The following is a 20465-nucleotide window of genomic DNA, read 5'->3' as shown; positions in this document are numbered from 1 at the left end:
TTATCTGCCTTACTACATGGAGATTACAAATGAAATTCTAAGCCAAGTCATTTGACATTTTAAACAAAATAAACACGAAAAATCCCTCCTAATTTTGCTATAGAAATTTAAACCAATAAAAAATGGAAACAATGATCAGCACATTACAACAACCTATTCAATCAGGTTTTGATGCATCTTCTACAGCTCAGGAAGTTATCAAAGGAATAGATCTTACAGGAAAAACAGTCATCATTACCGGTGGTTATGCAGGAATTGGACTTGAAACTACCAAAGTTCTTACTTCAGCCGGAGCGCATGTTATTATTCCCGCAAGAGATATCGAAAAAGCAGGAAAAAACCTTACAGGACTAGAAAATTTTGAACTTGAAAAAATGGATTTAATGGATCCTGCCTCTATTGATGCCTTTGCAGAAAGATTTATAGCGTCAGACAGAAGCCTGGATCTTCTCATTAATAATGCAGGAATCATGTGGGTACCACTCCGAAGAGACAGCAGAGGTTTTGAATCCCAACTGGCAACCAACTATTTTGGACAGTTTCATCTTACCTCAAAATTATGGCCCGCTCTGAAAAAAGCAAATGGTGCAAGGGTTATCAGCGTTTCTTCTTATGGGCACCAGATGGCTCCTTTTAATTTTGAAGATCCTAATTTTGAAAAAAGAGATTACGATACCCTTTCCGGATATGGACAATCTAAAACAGCTTGCAATCTGTTTGCTGTAGAACTCGATGAAAGAGGAAAAGAATTCAATATCAGAGCGTATTCACTTCATCCTGGTTCTGTATATGGAACTGATCTGGGCAGAGAAGAACCTGTTGAACTTTTTAAACAGCTTGGAACGCATGATGAAAATGGAAATATCAAACCCGAGGTGGAAGCACGATTAAAAACTATCCCACAAGGTGCTGCAACAACAGTCTGGTGTGCTGTAAGCCCTCAACTTAATGAAATAGGTGGAGTTTATTGCGAAAACTGTGATATTGCTGAAATAGACAAAGGACAAATTGAGCACAGATTTGATGAACCGGCAACCATTCGAGGAGTACAGCCCTACTCTGTTGATAAAAACAATGCTGAGCGTTTATGGAAATTAAGCGAAGAAATGCTGGGGTTTAAATTTGATACCAAATAACTGTTTTTTAAATACATTTGTAATGAAAAACTTTTGACAATGGATTTCCAGATACAATACCTCACTCCGGATATCAAAATTTCCAGTTATGACGACAAGCTGTTCAAAACGGAAACGGTTTTTGAATATCATATGCTGGTATGGTTCATATCAGGAGAAACGAAAATTATTCAGGCAGACAAAACCTATCTGTTCAAAGCAGGAGATATTTTTCTGATTCCTAGAAATCATCTTGCCACGATTATCAATTATCCCAAGGATGGGCTTCCACATAAAGCTGTAGTAATGCATCTTACCACAGAACGGCTGAAGAATTTTTATAGCTCTGTTGATTATGAAAGGAAAAACGGACATCGGGAATCCAGCATTTACAGTTTCAACAGCCATCCGCTTCTGAACAGCTGTCTTGCTTCCCTGATTCCTTACTTTGAGATTGAAGGCTCACTTCCTGAAAATATCGCTCATCTAAAAATCACTGAAGCCATCAGTATTTTAAGGGAAATTGATCCGGATATCGATACTTTACTTGCAGATTTTGAGGAACCGGGAAAAGTAGATCTGATTAACTTTATGGAGAAGAATTATATGTTTAATATGCCATTGGAACGATTCGGATATCTGACAGGAAGGAGTTTATCAACTTTTAACCGTGATTTCAGAAAGATTTTTCAAACAACTCCGCAGCGATGGCTTACTCAAAAACGTCTTGAACTTGCCTATTATCATTTATCAGAAAAGAATAAAAAACCTTCCGATGTTTTTCTGGAAGTAGGTTTTGAAGACCTTTCCCATTTTTCACATGCCTTTAAAAAACAGTATGGCTTTGCGCCTTCACTGGCTCGATAAACAAAACAGGTTGTACACATTCGTACAACCTGTTTTTTATTTTAATTACCACTGGAATATTATTTTGGTAAGCTATCCGGATCTTTTGAATCCTTCTTCTGAGATATTACATTATGATTTAAAGCTTTTCTTTCAGGTTGTGAAGAGGATTTTGAACGTGAGGATTTTGATCCAGAACCCAAGAGACCGAATAAATCAAAAACTACATCAAATATGTCAAAAAAATTCCAGGACATTAGTTTATTATTTTAAATCCTACTTATTCTCCTCCAACTTATATACTTTCTTCGTTCCTTCATACATTTCATATTGTAAAAATCTCGTTTCCACCTTTCCGTTGAAAAGTCTGATCTTTCTTGAAGGACGTCAATCGATTTTCTTCACTGTTTCAAGGTCTTGGAACATCAGCCGGCTATATGGTCAATATATTTTACTAAACCTGATTCGTTCTGTTATATAAACCATCCTGACTTAAAGTAAGCACACAATACTGCAGAAATAAAAAAAGTAATCACTGAACAACTGAAAAGAAGCAATTTGAACGGGGTTTTAAAGTAATAAAGTTCCAAAATATAGAGCACAAAAAACACTAACAGCGAAATACCGATTCCTATTAAAGAAGCTACTATTAAGGTTTGTGTATAATTTTGTACCGGTAAAGGATCTTTAAAAACCATAAAAAAACCAAATGCCGCTAATACCAAAGCTACAGCACTTACTTTCTCAGTAAAATATTTAGATCTTTTTGATTCCTTTTTTCTAGGTTTTTCATCATAATTAAGACTCTTTCTGTCAGAGGTTGAACTTAACGAGCCTGAGCCCGAGCTAAGCAACCCCAACGCGTCCACAACTATGCCTATATAATCGCGAAAACATAACATCCCCATTTTGAAAACATAACATCCAATTTTTATCAAATTAATGGTTTAAACACTATTTAAAAAGCCTTCCCGATCCAGGAAGGCTTTTTATTTTGGAATTTCAATGTTAATTATAATTTCACCATTTTCTAATCTAATAAATGATAACAATCTGCTAAAAGGAATTGTTTTTGGAGGTTGATTCTCATTGCCACGAATTATCAAATCGGCCCTTACATTTCCTTTCATTGTTTCTTCATAAGAATTATGGTGATATGTAAACAGTTTTGTTTCAAAGCTCCAATCTAATTCCCATTTTTTAAAATGTTGATGGATTAAATTGTGATTAGATCCTGTGTATAATATCTTTTCAGTTTGTTTTTTGGCGGTTCTCATATCTGATAAATTTCTCAAATATACGTTTTTTTCTTACGTATATTGAGCTATTTTGAACGCACCAACATTGTTAACACCTGTATTTATGTTAGGATTGTCAACAAGAGTAATACCGCCTGATTCCGTACGAATATTAGTTGGGAATGGGTTGAAGTGTGGAGCTGTAGAAAATCTGGTAGCACCGGATAAAACCAATCTTGAACCAATATTAATTATAGCATTTGAAATCGTTCCAGTACCGTTGCCGCCTTTACCCATCATACAATCACGGATCACTGAATTTCCTTTGCAATTATCAAACTTGTAAATGAATCCACCTCTGATACCTTCTGACCAGCAATTGTTAAAAGCAACATCAACCCCTTCACCTCCTGGAGAAAGCCCAATTGCATGCACACCTCCGGTAGTCTCATCACCTGATATTCCACTGTCTTCAAAGTTGCAAGAATTGAATACATAATTTGAACCCGCATTAAGTTCTACACACTTCTTTTTTGATTTGACAAAATAAAGTCTATCGTACTTAATTAAATTTGTAGCCATGGCTGAAGAGTTAGTAGCTTGCGCGTTTATGACTTGCAGCCCTATATCTCCCCCGTCAAAGTATATGTCTGAAATAGTATGATATAAGCATCCTTTTAATTTTATCCCTGCTAATGCATTGGTTAAAATCACACAATTACGTATTTGAAAATCAAAAGTGTTATTAATATATATGCCTCCTTCTGTTGTATTTCTTGCATCTATTATCAAGTTATTTATAAATCCCCTTCCTATCAGACCGTCAGGTAACATGATAATATATCTTGCTGTACTCCCAACATCGGTAGTAAGTACGGTATTTAAATTACTTGCGCCACAAAATTCTACACCTGGCTTTGATATAATTTCATTTACTTTAAAAACTCCACCTGGTAATTTAAGAGTGCGAGGATTTGGTTTCATATATTCAGACTCGATAGCTGCATTAATAATATCTGTATTCTGAACCGCTGTATTAGTTACTTTAACTCCTAAAGATGCTAAATCCAGTACACCTGAATATCCCGCACCCTTGTTTTCAATTGCCTTAATAACAGCATCTTCCTCAACAGGTAATGCAACCTTTGATCTTTTCTCAAGGATAGCACCATTCTTTGGCCTTGAATACTTATACCTAACATATTGCGGATCTACATTAATTTGCGCCACACCGTTGACTATAATACCACTCTTTAAGACATCGAAAGTATTATCTGCACGGTAACCCATCCACCATGATATTGTAGTCCCGAATTTGTCCATGTCTGGGCCTGTAATTCTAAGGCTCGAAATTCCTACCAAATTAGATGCATAAATATCACCATAAGCACCACTAGGTTGAACTTCCCCAACGCCGTTTTGATTTAATATAAATCCTACGTTTTCGTTTGAGGGAAAAGACATTGCTTGCCAAGGCCCGTCTCCTATTGGATTAACTAAACTCTTCAAGGCTATAAGCGTTTTATCCCATCTATCTGCAGCAGCTTTCATTGTTGATGCTTGTGTATCATCAGTAGGATTATATTTACTAGCTAAAGGAAAGGTTGGCATTGTTTTCTTTGATAAAGAAGGCACACCATTAGTAACTCTGATTATTATCTCTAAATAATCATTAAAATCCTGTTGGGTTATTGCTGGCAGTGCGTGTCCGTTTATAATATAAATGCCCGCTTCAATGGGATTAAAAGTATAGCTCCCTGTTATTGGGAAATTATATGATTTTGGGAGTTCTCCCAGATACGAAGTTCCAGCAACGGAGGTGAGCTTATCTTCAACCTGTGCTTTTGAATACGTAGTGCCAATTAAATTTAAATCTGGTCGGTCTACTGTTGCCGTATTTTTAGGGCTTACCGACTCTGTTACGTTAATTTGAACATTTACTGACATGGTTTTTGTTTTTATATTTTTTTTATTATCCTACTAAAATTCCTTTGATAAAATTGAGAGTCGTTCCTCCAATTGTTTTTGTTCCGGTAAATCCATCCTGCCATCCAACAGAGTCACTGTATACTCTGATACCTCCTTTTCTTATTCGCAGGGCTACGTTGTCACTTCCTTTATCTATAGAGATATAAATTCCTGTTTTTCCAAAAGAGGCAGTTTTCTCATTACGGATGTCAATACTGGCCTGTCCATTTCCGGAAGATAAGAGCATAGCCATTCCATTTTCCTGAGCAAATCCTTCCTGCTCTCCAAGCCATACATATCCCGCTTTAGAAATAATACCGTCCGTATAAACACTGAAACCTTTGTCTCCTGTTCCGAACCAGCCAGAATTTGCTGTAATTTTTCCAGTGAATTCTCCGTCAGTTGCTTTTACATAACCTTCAACGTGAGCATCACCTGCGTAAAACTTACCGTTTCTGTAGAACCTCACTTTTGCCTGATTTCGGTTTGCATATGTAGATCCTCCCCACAAAAAGACATCATTTACTGTGCCTTCTCCCGTAATACCTGCATTTGTTCCAGTTTCATAATTACCCAGAAGCACTGTTCCTGTAGCAATAATATTTCCATATATAGAAGTAGTCAGAAAGTTTGTTTTCTTTTCAACCTCTTCAATCTTCAGATCTGCATCATATTGAGACTGGCTGTAGTCAGTCGGCCTATTACCAAATTCCAATTTTGGCTTTTGCATTTGAACTTCCTCTCCGGATGGATTCTTTACAATTTTGATCTGAATATTTTTATACCTGTTTAAAAGGGTTTTAAATGACACCCAAACACGTTCTAAAAAGCCCTGTGTTTTAAATTCTTTTTGCGCTATCACTTCATAAGTATTTGTGTTGTTATTTTTTCCCATGACTACCAAAAGAGCATCAAAAATGCTTGTTGAAAGGCAGTCAACAGACATGGTAAATGGCAGTTCCTGATTAAGATATCTTTCCTTTTTCTCTATCATATCATAATACTCCCGCTCCTCTATAGTACCTACCAGAAGGTTTTCACCTCCAATGAAAATCTGATTGTTTATTTGTTCAAAAGCAATTGAATCATCCGCAAATTCAACATCAGCATGAATTTTTATTTTATCCTGTTGTATATCAATATAACTTCCACCGAATGGTGAGGAGATCTTACCGATTGATAATTCAGCCGGATTTATCATACCGAAACCATGAGTCATTTTTACCTGACGGAAACCTTCATTAACTGATGATAAAACACCAGCTTCAAAAAAGTAATAGTTTGGATCATTGTCTACTTTCAATTGTTCCTCCGTGATCACAACAGAGGCTATTGTGCCTTGTTTCTGTGCTTTTATGTAGATATAGTTAAACTTATCAGAGATACCAGTAATAATGTTCTCTGTTAAAAACCATTTTCTTGTACTGTTTTGTTGCAATCCAAAATGAACAACTTCTCCGGAAGTATGAGAAACAGATGTTAAGGTATTCTCAACAAAAAATTTCACATAAGGCATGGCAAAAGCTTGCATAGGACTACCAAGGGAAATTGATTTGGTTTCAATGGATAAAGGTTTTATATTTTCAGGATCAAAGTATCCCTCACCATCAAAAACCTTATCAAACATTTCACGAGCAAAATAATATGATTGCCTTGCCAGTTCTGTATTGAATTTAGTATTCTTAATAATTCCGGAAAGCGTATTGCTGTTATTGATCGCTGTTCTTACCACACCCGGTAATGAGCTGACTTCTGCCATATCAAACTGAACATCATATTTATTTTGCAGATCCTTTGTTACACCTGTCACTCTAATATTATCATCCAGTCCAAAAGCTGCATCAATAAAATGAACTGAAAAACCAACGGTAATATTGATATTATTGGCTTTAAAGTAAAGAGGATCTGACGTTACAAAGTATTGATTTCTGATGTGAGAGTTTTTATCCAGGTACTCCTGAGCAGCAATCTGTAATTTTGCTTCTGCATCATTAACATATGCTGGAGGCATCATGATATCAACTAAAATATACTTATCACCAACAGCAGGACGTATCATATCTGATGGAATCTCAAGTGTTTTCTCATCTTTATTGATAAGAAGCGTAAAGGTTTTTGTAGCAGAGTTGAATCCATACTCCCGGATCTCCAACGTATAGCCAGCTAATTGCCCCGTTTGAAAGATCACTTTTGCAGATACTCCTTTGATAAGTACCGTTGTATTTCCGTTGCCCTGCATGCTGAACAGCCATTTTAACAGCCTTGAAGTGATCCGTATGATCTTCTGTTTCAGAAAGACTCCACCCGATAATCTTTTCACTGTATACATCAAAAATGACATTGATTCGTAAAGAAGCTCCCATCTTATTTGACTTATTATCATCAAAATGTATCCAGTCAAGCTTTGTTCCGTCAATCGCCCAATAAATATTGGGAAACCATCCACTTTTGTCAATTGCCGTTTTATGTTGGAATTTGTTCTTATAAGCCTCTTTGCCGTGTCTTGCAAGTGTCCAGATTCTTTCCTGCTCTGGCTCATATAGCCATTTATAAGCGGCGGCCTCTGTAATTTCAGGGAAATTTCTTTCCTCTTTTACCTTGTTGTACTCACTAATGACCATCGGAATTGTAAGTTTCACAGGAAGACTATAATAAGCCAGTAGAAAATCAGCTACCTCACCTTTAATTTTAGCAGTATATTGATTACCCTCGTTTTTATGGATAAATATTTGGTATCCGTTTTTCAGATAATCATTGTACCTTATTCTGAGGTTTTTAGCTGCTGTTGGGAGGGTGTGATCAAATTTTTTCTGATCCAACTTATTAACAGCATCAGAAACGTTATCCCAGATCTTCATTTTGCGCTTCCCAAACATTTTGTTAGCTACTCCTTTATTATTAAATATGGTTTGAATAGCATTTAAAATGCAACAGTTCCACGTTCTTTGTCTCTGCTTCTCAGGGCTGATTGATTTTCCCTCAGGAGTTCTATGTTCAGAGTAGAATTGAGCTGCTTTTTTATCAAACTCTATATAAGGCTCAAGCAAGTTTATAACAGTAACATCTTCCGGCCTTCCAAGCTTTTCAATACAGATTTCCTGTAAATCCGGAGGAAGGTGATAAAAACTTAAAAGTGCCTCGTTTCCTGCTCCTTTTCCTTCACGGCTTCTTATTAACTGTCCTCTGTGACACTTTATATTATAATTCTTATAGCTCATTAATCCCCATTCTTCATACAAAAGACTGGCAGGGATAGAAAGTATATTGTTATGATATAAGTAAGTTTTCATTTTAATATTAATTGTACAGAAAGTGGGATTTGAACCCACTTTGTAAGTTTTAATCTTACCTGTTCCCTCTGAACATTTTTTCTGTGGTGGTTTATTTACCTGTATTTGATTTTTAGAATAAATCCAAAAAGCACATTATAAGTGGCCTTTTCCTTTTTTCCTGTACTTGAGTCCACAACATCTATAGTTGTATGATAAAACAGGTATTGCTGAAAAAATTTTCTAATCTTTTTCATGTTATTTCATTAAAAGTTCTTTTCTGTTATCAATTACCTGCTTTAGTGCTTCAGCAACTTCAAAATGATGTTTTTGAAATACTCTGAAAAATGCTTGTTTTGCTGACATGGCAGGAATTCCAACTATTTCCGCAACAAGTGACCAGTCTCCACGTCTTTTGTCTTTTAAAAGACTTTCTAAAACCTCTAAATGCTTTTCTTCATCCTCATTTTTAGGAGTGTAACAAAACCTTGCTTTAGTAGGTATTTTTACGGTTTTTACGGTTTGGCTCATTATTTATATATTTTTTTGTACTACTTTTGTCTCGTAAACAGTACAAATATCGAAACTTTTTTCGAATAACAAAATAAATTTCGAAACTTTTTTCGTATTAAATCGTAATACATTGAAAATGAGTACAATAAATTTTCGAATTAAGCAACTTGTTGACTATTTTGCCAGTGGTAACAACTCAGAATTTGGTAATTTGATAGGTGTGAATGAAGCTAATATTCGAAATTATATTAATGGAACTGAGCCAAAGTTCAGTATACTTGAGAAAATTGCAAAAAAATTCGAAATAAGTTTCGAGTGGTTACTTCTTGGAATAGAACCGATGATTCCCATTAAAGACATAGTAAAAATTTCGAATTCAAGAGTTTCATATGAAAACAAAATTCCTCAAGTAATTACAATTGATGCTCATAATACAGATAATATTGTACTTGTTCCGGGAAAGTTAAAAGCTGGCTATCTTGAAGGGTATAATGATCCAGAGTTTATAAAGACTTTACCTGCGTATAGAATGCCTGGATTGAATAATGGTGTTTTTAGAATGTTTGAAATGGAGGGGGACTCTATGTTCCCCACGATACCAAACAAAAGTTATGTTGTCGGCCAGTTTGTAGACAATTGGCTTACAGGGATAAAAGATAATCAGGTTTATGCAGTTATATCCAATGAGGTGAAAGATGGATTGTTAAAACGCTGTTTAAATAGAATTGACAAGTATAACAATCTCATTTGTAAATCTGACAATAGAAGAGAATATCCCACTCAAAACATTGATCCGGCCAGTATAAAGGAGATATGGGAAGTTAAGCTGCATCTTAATTTTAATCTACCAGATCCAGCAGACATTTATGATAGAATGAATGATATCGAGGCTGAATCACAGCAAATCAAAGAAGTTTTGCGTCAATTAGCTGAAAATCAAGGTTTTAATGTAAAATTATAGTGTTTTTTTTTGTCTTTACGCTACCATTATAAGCTATTTTTCAAGCCTTAAACCACCCTGTAAATACATAACAATTATTTTTAAAAAGCCGTTAAATCGCTTTTTTGTAGTTCTAAATGTAGTTCTTAGTGTAGTCTTAAGCGTTTTTTTTGTTTTTATACATTATTCTAAACAGATGTCTAAAAAATTACTTGTAATGCCTATGGATAGGAAACTGTAGTTAATTTATTAATTACACTTTTGTTCAACTTTAAAGCGTATTTAAATTTGGTTAAAATGGCATTTAAATAGTATTTTTTGGATATTATGTGTAGATACAAAAAAAGAGCCTTTTCAAGCCCTTTTCCTTTATTTATAGGCATTTACAGCCCTTTTTATTTATTAAATTTTTGCCCTTTTTGTTTTATGGGGGGTACCTAATAGATCTAATAACATCAGTTTATTATTTTAAATCCTACTTATTCTCCTCCAACTTATGTACTTTCTTCGTTCCTTCATACATCTCATATTGTAAAAATCTCGTTTCCAGCTTTCCGTTGAAAAGTTTGATCTTTCTTGAAGGACGTAAACCGATTTTCTTCACTGCTTCAAGATCGGAAGAGATCAGCCAAGCCAGTGTATTTGGGTAATGCGTTTTAAAAGTATCTCCGATTTTCTTGTAAAAATCATCATCATTAATAGAAATTCTCTCATCGTATGGAGGATTGAATACCATTAATAATGGAAAAAGTTCTTTTTTAGAATCAAAGAAGTTCTGTTTTTTAATCTCAATAACATCATCCATTTCTGCAGCCTCTACATTCATTCTTGCAGCATTCAGCATTCTTGCATCAATATCATATCCAACAATTTTTCCATCAAATTGCCTTACTCTGTTAATTCTGAATTCTTTAATTTTTGCAAATAAGTCTGCATCATAGTTATTCCAGTTCTGGAATCCGAATCTCTTTCTGAAAATCTGAGCCGGAAGGTCCATCGCAATCATTGCTGCTTCAATTAATAATGTTCCGGAACCACACATAGGATCAAGGAAATTTCCTTTTCCATCCCAGCCTGCCAGCTGAAGCATTCCGCTTGCCAAGACTTCGTTGATAGGAGCCTCTCCCTGTTCTCTTCTGTATCCTCTTTTAAACAAAGGATCTCCTGAAGAATCCATTGAAATCATTACCAATTCTCTGTCTATGTGAAGATGGAATTTGATATCCGGATTTCTCGTTTCTACATTAGGACGTCTTTTAAATTTTTCCTGGAAATAATCCACAATAGCATCCTTCATTTTCAAAGTCACAAACTGAGAATGCTTGAAGGTTTCAGAGTTTACAGTGGCATCAATAGAGAAAGACTGGTCAACATCCATAAAATTCTCCCATTCAAATTTAAACAATCTATCATAAAACTGATGCTGATTAAAAGCTTTGAATTCATGAATCGGCACCAGAATTTTCAATGCTGTTCTCGCAGAGTAATTGATTTTATAAAGAAAACCAAGATCTCCTTCACAGTTTACCGCTCTGTTTTTAATTTCAACATTTCTTCCACCCAATTTTTTGATTTCTTCTGCCAGAATCTGCTCCAATCCGAAGAATGTTTTTATCTGTATTTTAATATTTTCTGTATCCATAAGTTTGAATTAAAAGATTTAAAGCTTTAAAAATTAAAAGATTAACTATTCAACTTCTTGTCCAATTGAATTTTTCAATCTCTTAATGTTGTAAAATACTTTGCTTTTAACCGCACAAATTTAGTTATTTTTGCATTATGGAATGGTTTGAATCTTGGTTTGATACCCCTTATTATCATTTGCTTTATAGCAACAGAGACTATACTGAAGCAGAAAACTTCATTACAAAGCTCACAGCGGACCTTCAGTTGCCGCCTCAGTCGAAAATCATAGATCTTGCCTGTGGAAAGGGAAGACACTCTGTTTTCCTTAATAAATTAGGGTATGATGTTTTGGGACTTGATCTTTCAAGACAAAGTATTGAATCCGACAAACAGTACGAAAATCAAACTTTACTTTTTGAAGTTCATGATATGAGAAATCCTATTGATGCAGATCCAATGGATGCTGTATTCAATTTATTTACAAGTTTTGGGTATTTTGACAATGAAAGCGATGATAAAAAAGTATTCCAATCAGTTTACAATGCTTTAAAACCAGGAGGATATTTTGTTCTGGACTATCTGAATGAGGAATTTGTAAGAACTACCTTAGTTCCTGAAACAACGATCACGAGAGGGAATATTGAGTTCAGAATCCTAAAGAAAATCGAAGGCAGACACGTCATCAAAGACATCCGTTTTGAAGCCGATGGTAAACCGTTTCATTTCTTTGAGAAAGTAAAACTTCATACTCTGGAAGCCATTCATGCCTATGCTTCTGAATGTGGGTTTGAAAGAATAAAAATCTGGGGAGATTATCAGCTGAATGAATTTAAGAAAGAAAATTCCCCGCGATGCATCAATTTATTTAAGAAAAAATAATGACAACAGTACTTTTACTGATTTTAAGTGTCGTAACAGGAGTATTTCTGGGAAAACACTTTGGTAAAAAAGAGAAACTGGCTAAAAATCTACTGATATTAAGTGCCGGTTTTTTGATTACAATCTGTCTTAATGAAGTGTTTCCGCAGGTTTATACCTCTTCCGGAAGCAGTAGTCTTGGGATATTCGTAATCGCGGGAGTTCTGCTGCAGATGATCCTGGAAGCTCTTACCAAAGGTTTTGAACACGGGCACTTCCATCATCATAGCGAACACAATATTCTTCCTGTTGCTTTAATGGTAGGATTATTTATCCATGCTTTTATTGAGGGGATTCCTTTAGCTAACGAGCAACACGAAATGTCGCCTTATCTTTGGGGAATTGTATTTCATAATCTCCCTATTTCATTTATTCTGGGAGCATTTTTATTTAACAGAAAGGGAGAATCTAAAAGTTCTTCATCTTATCCTTCTATTCTCATTGTAGCCTTATTTGCATTGGCTTCTCCAATGGGAATGTTATTGGGTAATTATTTCAATCCAAATCTTCAGCCTTATTTTCTGGCGATCGTAGGCGGAATTTTCCTCCATATTTCATCCGTAATTATTTTTGAAAGTAATAAAAATCACAATATTGATTGGGTAAAAATCGGGCTGGTTGTTTTAGGAGTTTCACTTGCATTGATGATGCATGTTTTCCATCAACATCCCACTGCTCATTCTCATTAAATATAAAAAAAGCTCTGAAATCCAGAGCTTTTTTTATTATATTTCTAGTAATGATCCACGTTTTTCATGATCATTATCCTTAATCTATACTCATTCCTCTTTAGACTCATCAGTTAAAATTTGTTTTTTTAAAAATATTTTACACGAAAGAATAAATAAAAATTAAATATTTACACTTTAAAACAAAATAAAACACAATGTTTAACATTTTTTAACATACACATAACACCTATACATTGTTTTTTGTACATTAGCGACATTACCATCATCTAAAAATTGTATGAAAAAACAAAAGAAATTAACGACATCAGTCTGTTTTTTTTTAATGACAGGTTTTATAGCAGCCCAGACCACAAAGAAAACAGATACTTTAGAAGAAAAAAAAATTGATGACATTGTAATTATCGGCTACAAGGCACAGAAAAGATCCAGCCTTACAGCTGCCGTTTCTGTTATTTCTGACAAAAAACTTCAGGATTCCAATACCCCAAGCGTATCCGGTCTTCTGCAGGGAAAAGCCGCCGGAGTTCAAATCTTACCCGGTGGAGGTTCTGCAGGTTCTGTAGCCACTGTAAAAATCAGGGGTACTTCTACTATCAATGGTCCCAGTTCTGCCCTTTGGGTGGTGGATGGCGTAGTAATGCCCTATGCTCCCAATCTGGATCCCAATCAGATAGAAAGCATCAACATCTTAAAAGATGCCGCTTCAACAGCCTTATATGGCTCTAAAGCAGCAAATGGTATTGTACAGGTGTTTACCAAATCAGGAAATTCAGGGAAAGGAATATTAAGTGCATCTCTTAATAATTCTTTTAATGTGTTTAACAACGGGCGCTTCAAGCCTATGAACGGAACGCAGTTGTATGATTATTTCACCTCATTAAAAGGAGCACCTGAAATCCCTAAAACCCTTAGAAACGATGGCTACAACTGGCTGAAAGGCGGTACACAAACAGGAGTTGTACAAAATTACACTATTGATTTCAGAGGTGGCTCAGACCATTCCAAAACCTATATTTCAGGAAATTATTATAATGAAACCGGAACAATAAAAGGAGATGAATACAACAGGCTATCATTCAGAATCAATCATGAACAGACTATAAAGCCTTGGTTGATATTGAAACCGAAAGTCAGTTTATCATACACCACGGGAAAAGATACTCAGGCTTCCCTTTATCAGATGTACCTTAATATGCCATGGGACAACCCCAGAGATGCCAATGGAAATCTGATCCGGGTGGATGAGGATTATGCAGATTGGTACGGAAGGGATAAAAGCAGTTACCTTTATGACCTTCAATGGAACTATGGCAAAAGTAATCAGCTGGATCTCATAGGAAATCTGGATGCTGAAGTCAGATTTACTGATTATCTTAAATTCATTACCACTAACAATGTTACCTACAAAAACTATGATGACATGTACTATACCGATCCCAGATCGATCAGTGGAACAAGTAATAAAGGGGAATTAACAGAAAACTATCAAAAAGACATCAGCAAATTTTTCAACCAGATGCTGAGATTTGACAAAGATTTTGGAAATCATAACATCAACGCATTAGCTGCATATGAATATACCGACAGATTCTATAAGTCATCAAGAGCTGGTGTTTATGGCGTAGTACCCGGTACAGATATTTTTAATACCGGTGCTTCTACAGGACAAAAGCCAACAGGAAGAAAGTTTGACCGCGCTTATAATGCATTCCTGTTTAACACAGAATATGTATATGATAAAAAATATTTTATCCAAGGGTCTTTAAGAAGCGAATCGTCTTCTGCATTCGGTGCCAACAACAGAAACGGCTTATTTTATGCGTATAGTGTGGGATGTAATATCCATAAAGAAAATTTCTTCAAAATAAAACCTGTTAACGAATGGAAATTACGGGCAAGCAGAGGACTTGTGGGAAATACACCCAGTCCGGATTACGGATGGCAAGACCTATATAGACTTACAGAAAAATATGATGGACAAATAGGAGCAACATGGTATCAGCTCGGAAACCCTGCGTTAACCTGGGAATCAATCTATCAGAATAATATCGGTACCGATATCAAGGCATTTAATAACAGACTTACTTTAAATATTGATTATTTTAATAATAAAACAAAAAACCTGCTGATGCTTGTCCCTCTGCCATCATTGACTGGAGTTGACAGACAGTACGTGAATATCGGTGACGTCAGAAACAAAGGCTGGGAGTTCAATGTAAATTATTCCATTATCCGCTCAGAAGATATCAACTGGGATCTGGGGTTCAATATCAGCACCTATAAAAACAATGTCCTTTCAACCCGTAATAACGGCACACAGGTCTTGGACAATTATCATGTAGCTATACAAGGATATGACGTTAACTCTTTCTATATGAGAAAGTGGCTGGGTGTAAATCCGGAAAATGGTGAAGCACAATGGGAGATCATTAATCCGGATGGAAGCAGAAGTGCGACCTCAAAATACAACCTGGCTACCGTACAAGTGGTAGGAGCTGCCACACCAGATTATTACGGCTCTGTAAGTACTAATCTGAACATCAAAAATTTCTATCTTGCCGCAAATCTTTATTTCTCTCAGGGTGGGCAAGTATATAACTCGTACAGAGAATTATTTGATTCAGACGGTGCCTATCCGTATTACAACCAGATGGTTTTAAAAGATGGATGGACAAGATGGGAAAAGCCGGGAGATATCGCAACCCATCCGGCTGCTGTATACAACAATAATTCATTAACAAATAAGCCTTCATCACGGTATCTTGAGGATGCCAGCTTTGTCAAGTTAAGATCCTTGAGAATAGGATATAATTTACCTGCATCTCTAACAGAAAAGATGAAAATAAAATCAGTGAATATTTATATTATGGGTGAAAATTTATTTACCATCACCAAATTCTCCGGAGTGGATCCTGAAGTTGGTAATGCAGATAACCAAAGCGTCTATTCTGGCAATGCAGGAGCTATCTACCCTATTCCGAGAAGATTTTCCCTAGGCTTAAACTTTTCTTTTTAAAAAAATAATTATGAAAAAAATACTTATTCCCATTCTCATAGTATCATTAACGGCATGTAACATAGACCGTTCACCGTATGATTCAAAGGAGTCTGATATTATCCTTGCAGATGCAACCGGACTCAAAACCATAACGCTGGGAAATTATGCATTGCTTAAAGGAGATGCGGATGGCGGTGGTTTTTACAACAACCTGTACAGGATCAGCGAATATGGTGGTGATAATATTGATATCAGCGGAACTACCACCGATTCATTTTTTTATTATTATAATTATAAAAGCATTAAAAACAATGCCCGCACCAATACGATCTGGAACTCGGGATACAAAGCTATTATCGGATGTAACAGAGTGATATCAAAGGTTACGGAAGGAAAAGACACAGAAACAGATCAGCTCATAGGCGAAAATTATTTTTTAAGAGCTTATGTATACTTTTCTATGGTCAATGTATTTGGAAGACCCTATAATCAGGGGACAGGTAATCCCGGAGTACCCTTAAAACTATCTGACGATGTCAACGATTTGCCTGCCAGAGCCACTGTGGGAGAGATATACAATCAAGTGGTAAACGACCTTCTGAAAGCAGAAAAACTGATGACCCTGGACAAAAACAATATATATGCATCCAAAGAAGCAGCACAGGCTTTACTTTCCAGAGTCTACTTATACATGGAAAATAATGATAAAGCGATTGAATATGCAAATAAAGTCATCAATTCCGGGAAGTATACTCTTCTGTCTAAAGCAGAATTGCCTGCTTATGCTACCAAAACTCCTGAATCCAATACCGAAACTATTTTTGCATTTAAATACAATAAAGATGGAGACTATAGTGATGGCTGGTATACTATAGGCTCAATGTATGCTACCATACAGAATGTGGGCTGGGGTGAAATGTATGCTTCTTCCTCTTATCTTGACCTGATCAATCAGAATCCTCAGGATGCAAGGCTGAAGTTTATTTCTCCCAAATACAGCAGTCCGGCGGTTCCGGTTGCATATTGGGTACAAAAAGGAACCAACTCATCCGGTGCCACCACCTACAGTTATCAATTTCAAAAGACTTTCCAGCAGAATGGAAATACTTACTTCACCATGAATAATATCAATTATCAGGTACAATCTGAGGCAGCACCCAATAAAACAAACTATTATTTTGTTAACGCAAACGGTGGAAAAACTTATGTTTACTTAGATAATGATATGGATAAAAGAAACGGATATCCTAAATTTTATGTTTTAAAATGTTCCTTACAAGAGGGAGTTCCGCAACTGTGGTCTCCTGTTGTTATAAGACTGGCAGAAATATACATGAACAGAGCCGAAGCCTATTCGAAAAAAGGAAATACTGCTTCAGCACTCGCAGACATAAACATTATCAGAACAAGAGCAGGAATACCTGTATATAATTCAGTCCCTGCAGGGCAGACTATTCTGGACGTTGTTCTACAGGAAAGAAGGTTGGAAATGGCTTTTGAAGGACATAGAAGATACGATGTCTTCAGAAACAAACTGGATCTCGACAGACAATATCCCGGAACTCATTTAAGTGGAAATAATGCTTTTTATACAGTACCTTATACCCATAACAGAGTGGTAGAATATATTCCCGAGCAGCAGATCCAGATCCAGCCAAATCTGGTGCAGAATCCGGATTAAGAATGATACGGAAATCAACAGCATTCAAAAATTTCAAATCAACAAAAAAGAGGCTGTCCTAAATATAGGCAGCCTCTCTTTATATATTTTGATATCTTAACTTAGAATTTCCATCCAACCGTAAGGAAGAAATTATTTCTGTTGTTTTTCACCTCACTTGCCGCATATGCTTCACTTGCGAAGATATTTTTAGCAGAATAATAAGATGAATCAGAATTACCATCCATATATCCTCTCATAAAAGGATTAGTATACTTAGATGAGATATTCTGATAAGATGCATCTACATAGAATGATTTGAAATCATACCCGATACCAAAAGAAAGGGTATTTCTGTCACTTAGCATCATATTGCTGTACGATTGATCTCCTACAGTACCTGCATCATTAAATCTGCTGATCGTAAGGGCATCAAAAGGAGTTGACTGGTAGGCGTAACCTCCTCTCAACCTGAACTGCTGTACTCTGTACTCAGCTCCCACTCTTACTTCTGAAAGATTCTTGTAGTTTTCTTTGAAGAAATCATTTAATTCTCTTTCTGCACCTCCATATACTTTATAATCAGGTTTTGTAAGTCCAAGAGTATAGTCTACGTTCAATGAGAAGTTTTTACTTGCTACAAACGCAGCACTCACCGTTGCTTTAAGAGGTGAAGTGAACTTTCTGTTTTCAGCTCCAATATCGTCTCCATAAACAGGATCATTATAGAAATAATAATTTCTGTCTATTGTCCAGAATGTAGGAGTTTCAAGAGAGGCTCCGACTCTGAAGTTAGGACTCAACTTTCCAATCACCCCTAATGAAGCAGAAAAACCTGAAGATCTTTCTGAGTACGGAGTATCCTGCTTACTGAATGCTTCTGTAGAACCATTGGCAATGTTTCGGTACAACAAAGTATCATACTGATCCAATGAAGCATTGAAAAAGTTGAAACCTGCTCCTAAATATAAATTATGATTATAGTTGGCACCAACTCCAAAACTCATCTTTGACAAGTTACCGTATCTTTCATACATATGCCCCGCTAATGCAGCATCCTTGGTAATATCATCCTTATCAAAAGCATAAACGATCTTATTATTTCCTGGTGACTGGATTACATTGTCCAAAGTCTGATTAGAAAAATTAATACCAATGTTGATAAACTTCCATCCGGTTTCTGTCATCAAAGGAAAAGCAATTACACCTCCTGCATTCCCAAGGTCTCCTCTGGTTTTGCTATAATCTATTGTAGATCCTCCTAAAGTACTTTTGTTTTTATTTCCTAAAATAGATAAAGTTCCTGAAACCTCGCCTGAAATAGCTACTCCTAAACCTGCCGGGTTCGTAAGCAAAGAGTTTGCATCACCACCTAGCGCACCATTAGCTCCAGCCATCGCATTAAACTTAGCTGATCCCACCATAGGAGTACTTGAATAAACCTCTACCGTATTTCTTATGACAGAAACATCCTGAGCCTGTGCATAAAATGCAGCAGAAATACTCATTAATACTAAAGATTTTTTTAACATTATTTTTTAATAGTTTATTAATTTGAAAAATTATCTGAAGCCACCTCTGCCTCCGCCGCCGGATCTCATTCCGCCACCTCCTGAAGAACCGCCTCTAAAGCCTCCTCCTCCGGAGTTGAAGCCACCACTCGATCTGAAACCTCCTGAATCATTAGATCTGAAGCCTCCGTTATTATTGTTATATCTTGGTTGTGGTTGCTGATAATTGTAATTAGGTCTTGTTTGCGGCGCAGAGTTACGGAATCCACCATTAGACTGTGTATTTCTGAAACCTCCGGAATTACCGTTTCTAAAACCTCCGGAATTGCCATCTCTGAAACCGCCATTACTGTTTCTGAAGCCTCCGTTTGAGTTGGTATCTCTGAAACCACCATTATTATTAGTGTTTCTGAAACCTGAATTATTTGTATTCGTTCTGTAAACTGCGTTGGCTACCCCTGTATTCTGGAATCCACCTCCACTGATACCGCTTCTTCTGTAAACAGGTCTGTTGTAGTAGCCACCACCCCAGTAACCACCTCCGTAACCCCAGTAAGGATTTCCGTAGTATCCGCCCCAGAATGGATCATAATATCCGCCATATCCGTATCCCCAGTATGGACTTCCCCATCCGTAAGAGCCTCCCCAGCCCCATCCGAATGATCCGCCCCAACCCCAGGACATACTAGCACCCCAGCCCCAGCCACGGTTCATACCCCAACCCCAATACGGGCTGTAACCACCATACCATCCCCAAGGAGATCCCCATCCCCATGAGTTGTCATAATAGTTGGTCTGAGAACCTGCATAAAGTCCCCAATCCGAGTCTGTAGCGTTGGAATTCCAATTGGTATTGGTACCACTCCAGTCATTATATCTGTTTTGTTGCTCTCTGGAATTCGCCTGTGCATTTTGAATTACATTGGAATCCTGATAGTAATCATAGTATTCTCCTACTCTGTTTCCGCTATCATTGATGATAACTCCTTCAGGTAGCGTATCCTTATTGGGGTCGTAATACACCCCGTCTGTCTCGCTATACCCTCCCATCTGAGCACCACAAGACACAAGTAATAATCCGCCCGATATAGCCAATATCCCTTTGGATCTTAGCAGACCAAGCAAATTTTTATGTATATTTCTTTTCATGATAACGTAAAAATTTTTAATT

15 protein-coding genes and 1 pseudogene are annotated in these 20465 nt (G+C 36.4%); 7 read left to right on the top strand and 9 right to left on the bottom strand.

Features of this window, described 5'->3' with window-relative positions; translation table 11 throughout:
- The first annotated feature begins 122 nt into the window (after positions 1–122).
- Both RHP76_RS22540 and RHP76_RS22535 read left to right on the top strand, forming a co-directional pair.
- The gene (locus RHP76_RS22540) at positions 123–1136 is read left to right on the top strand and encodes an SDR family NAD(P)-dependent oxidoreductase (RefSeq protein ID WP_288442229.1); all 1014 of its coding nucleotides are present in this window, start codon (positions 123–125) and stop codon (positions 1134–1136) included.
- Between the two features lie 39 nt (positions 1137–1175).
- Entirely contained in the window at positions 1176–1982 is an 807-nt protein-coding gene (locus tag RHP76_RS22535) for a helix-turn-helix domain-containing protein (protein WP_311229123.1), read from the top strand.
- Positions 1983–2237: 255 nt separating this feature from the next.
- Here RHP76_RS22535 and RHP76_RS22530 read toward each other — a convergent pair.
- The 6 genes and pseudogenes from RHP76_RS22530 to RHP76_RS22505 all read right to left on the bottom strand — a co-directional run.
- Positions 2238–2390, bottom strand: a pseudogene (locus RHP76_RS22530) (class I SAM-dependent RNA methyltransferase); the annotation flags it as partial.
- A gap of 44 nt (positions 2391–2434) precedes the next feature.
- Positions 2435–2899, bottom strand: coding sequence for a branched-chain amino acid ABC transporter substrate-binding protein (locus RHP76_RS22525; protein WP_311229122.1), 465 nt, complete (start codon positions 2897–2899; stop codon positions 2435–2437).
- 51 nt (positions 2900–2950) lie between these two features.
- Positions 2951–3256 (bottom strand): hypothetical protein, encoded by a 306-nt coding sequence (locus tag RHP76_RS22520; RefSeq protein ID WP_311229121.1) that lies wholly within the window; start codon positions 3254–3256, stop codon positions 2951–2953.
- Between the two features lie 15 nt (positions 3257–3271).
- On the bottom strand, positions 3272–5146 hold the full coding sequence (locus RHP76_RS22515) for a glycosyl hydrolase family 28-related protein (protein ID WP_311229120.1): 1875 nt from the start codon (positions 5144–5146) through the stop codon (positions 3272–3274).
- A 25-nt stretch (positions 5147–5171) separates the two neighbouring features.
- The gene (locus RHP76_RS22510) at positions 5172–7406 is read right to left on the bottom strand and encodes a hypothetical protein (RefSeq protein ID WP_311229119.1); all 2235 of its coding nucleotides are present in this window, start codon (positions 7404–7406) and stop codon (positions 5172–5174) included.
- 1288 nt (positions 7407–8694) lie between these two features.
- Positions 8695–8967 carry a hypothetical protein gene (locus RHP76_RS22505; protein WP_311229118.1) on the bottom strand — a complete coding sequence of 91 codons (273 nt, stop codon included), beginning with the start codon at positions 8965–8967 and terminating at the stop codon, positions 8695–8697.
- Positions 8968–9085: 118 nt separating this feature from the next.
- Between RHP76_RS22505 and RHP76_RS22500 the strand changes: the two genes are divergently transcribed.
- The gene (locus tag RHP76_RS22500) at positions 9086–9910 is read left to right on the top strand and encodes a LexA family transcriptional regulator (RefSeq protein ID WP_311229117.1); all 825 of its coding nucleotides are present in this window, start codon (positions 9086–9088) and stop codon (positions 9908–9910) included.
- 454 nt (positions 9911–10364) lie between these two features.
- Here RHP76_RS22500 and RHP76_RS22495 read toward each other — a convergent pair whose 3' ends face one another.
- Positions 10365–11531 carry a THUMP domain-containing class I SAM-dependent RNA methyltransferase gene (locus tag RHP76_RS22495; RefSeq protein WP_062671180.1) on the bottom strand — a complete coding sequence of 389 codons (1167 nt, stop codon included), beginning with the start codon at positions 11529–11531 and terminating at the stop codon, positions 10365–10367.
- A 137-nt stretch (positions 11532–11668) separates the two neighbouring features.
- Between RHP76_RS22495 and RHP76_RS22490 the strand changes: the two genes are divergently transcribed.
- The 4 genes from RHP76_RS22490 to RHP76_RS22475 all read left to right on the top strand — a co-directional run bounded on the left by RHP76_RS22490 (position 11669) and on the right by RHP76_RS22475 (position 17804).
- Complete coding sequence (locus RHP76_RS22490) at positions 11669–12394, top strand: class I SAM-dependent DNA methyltransferase (protein WP_311229116.1); 726 nt, start codon at positions 11669–11671, stop codon at positions 12392–12394.
- The gene (locus tag RHP76_RS22485) at positions 12394–13122 is read left to right on the top strand and encodes a ZIP family metal transporter (RefSeq protein WP_062671185.1); all 729 of its coding nucleotides are present in this window, start codon (positions 12394–12396) and stop codon (positions 13120–13122) included. The genes RHP76_RS22490 and RHP76_RS22485 overlap by 1 nt, the downstream gene beginning before the upstream one ends.
- A gap of 280 nt (positions 13123–13402) precedes the next feature.
- Positions 13403–16141, top strand: coding sequence for a SusC/RagA family TonB-linked outer membrane protein (locus RHP76_RS22480; RefSeq protein ID WP_311229115.1), 2739 nt, complete (start codon positions 13403–13405; stop codon positions 16139–16141).
- Positions 16142–16151: 10 nt separating this feature from the next.
- Positions 16152–17804 carry a RagB/SusD family nutrient uptake outer membrane protein gene (locus RHP76_RS22475; RefSeq protein WP_311229114.1) on the top strand — a complete coding sequence of 551 codons (1653 nt, stop codon included), beginning with the start codon at positions 16152–16154 and terminating at the stop codon, positions 17802–17804.
- A gap of 101 nt (positions 17805–17905) precedes the next feature.
- Here the strand turns inward: RHP76_RS22475 and RHP76_RS22470 are convergent, their stop codons facing one another.
- Together RHP76_RS22470 and RHP76_RS22465 are read right to left on the bottom strand one after the other, a co-directional pair.
- Positions 17906–19291: an OmpP1/FadL family transporter gene (locus tag RHP76_RS22470; protein WP_238590577.1), complete on the bottom strand. Its 1386-nt coding sequence runs from the start codon at positions 19289–19291 to the stop codon at positions 17906–17908.
- 54 nt (positions 19292–19345) lie between these two features.
- The gene (locus RHP76_RS22465) at positions 19346–20443 is read right to left on the bottom strand and encodes a prolyl-tRNA synthetase (RefSeq protein ID WP_280212462.1); all 1098 of its coding nucleotides are present in this window, start codon (positions 20441–20443) and stop codon (positions 19346–19348) included.
- Positions 20444–20465 lie beyond the last annotated feature (22 nt).

Source organism: Chryseobacterium sp. SG20098, from assembly GCF_031844745.1.
Taxonomy (GTDB): domain Bacteria; phylum Bacteroidota; class Bacteroidia; order Flavobacteriales; family Weeksellaceae; genus Chryseobacterium; species Chryseobacterium cucumeris.
Note: the sequence above shows the minus strand (reverse complement) of the source record. Positions and strands in the feature narration are given on the sequence as shown.

Coding starts and splice junctions, on each gene's coding strand:
- RHP76_RS22515 (WP_311229120.1), bottom strand. CDS start 5,146: ATGTCAGTAAATGTTCAAATTAACGTAACAGAGTCGGTAAGCCCTAAA.
- RHP76_RS22505 (WP_311229118.1), bottom strand. CDS start 8,967: ATGAGCCAAACCGTAAAAACCGTAAAAATACCTACTAAAGCAAGGTTT.
- RHP76_RS22535 (WP_311229123.1), top strand. CDS start 1,176: ATGGATTTCCAGATACAATACCTCACTCCGGATATCAAAATTTCCAGT.
- RHP76_RS22480 (WP_311229115.1), top strand. CDS start 13,403: ATGAAAAAACAAAAGAAATTAACGACATCAGTCTGTTTTTTTTTAATG.
- RHP76_RS22500 (WP_311229117.1), top strand. CDS start 9,086: ATGAGTACAATAAATTTTCGAATTAAGCAACTTGTTGACTATTTTGCC.
- RHP76_RS22540 (WP_288442229.1), top strand. CDS start 123: ATGGAAACAATGATCAGCACATTACAACAACCTATTCAATCAGGTTTT.
- RHP76_RS22475 (WP_311229114.1), top strand. CDS start 16,152: ATGAAAAAAATACTTATTCCCATTCTCATAGTATCATTAACGGCATGT.
- RHP76_RS22485 (WP_062671185.1), top strand. CDS start 12,394: ATGACAACAGTACTTTTACTGATTTTAAGTGTCGTAACAGGAGTATTT.
- RHP76_RS22465 (WP_280212462.1), bottom strand. CDS start 20,443: ATGAAAAGAAATATACATAAAAATTTGCTTGGTCTGCTAAGATCCAAA.
- RHP76_RS22510 (WP_311229119.1), bottom strand. CDS start 7,406: ATGCAGGGCAACGGAAATACAACGGTACTTATCAAAGGAGTATCTGCA.
- RHP76_RS22495 (WP_062671180.1), bottom strand. CDS start 11,531: ATGGATACAGAAAATATTAAAATACAGATAAAAACATTCTTCGGATTG.
- RHP76_RS22490 (WP_311229116.1), top strand. CDS start 11,669: ATGGAATGGTTTGAATCTTGGTTTGATACCCCTTATTATCATTTGCTT.
- RHP76_RS22470 (WP_238590577.1), bottom strand. CDS start 19,291: ATGAGTATTTCTGCTGCATTTTATGCACAGGCTCAGGATGTTTCTGTC.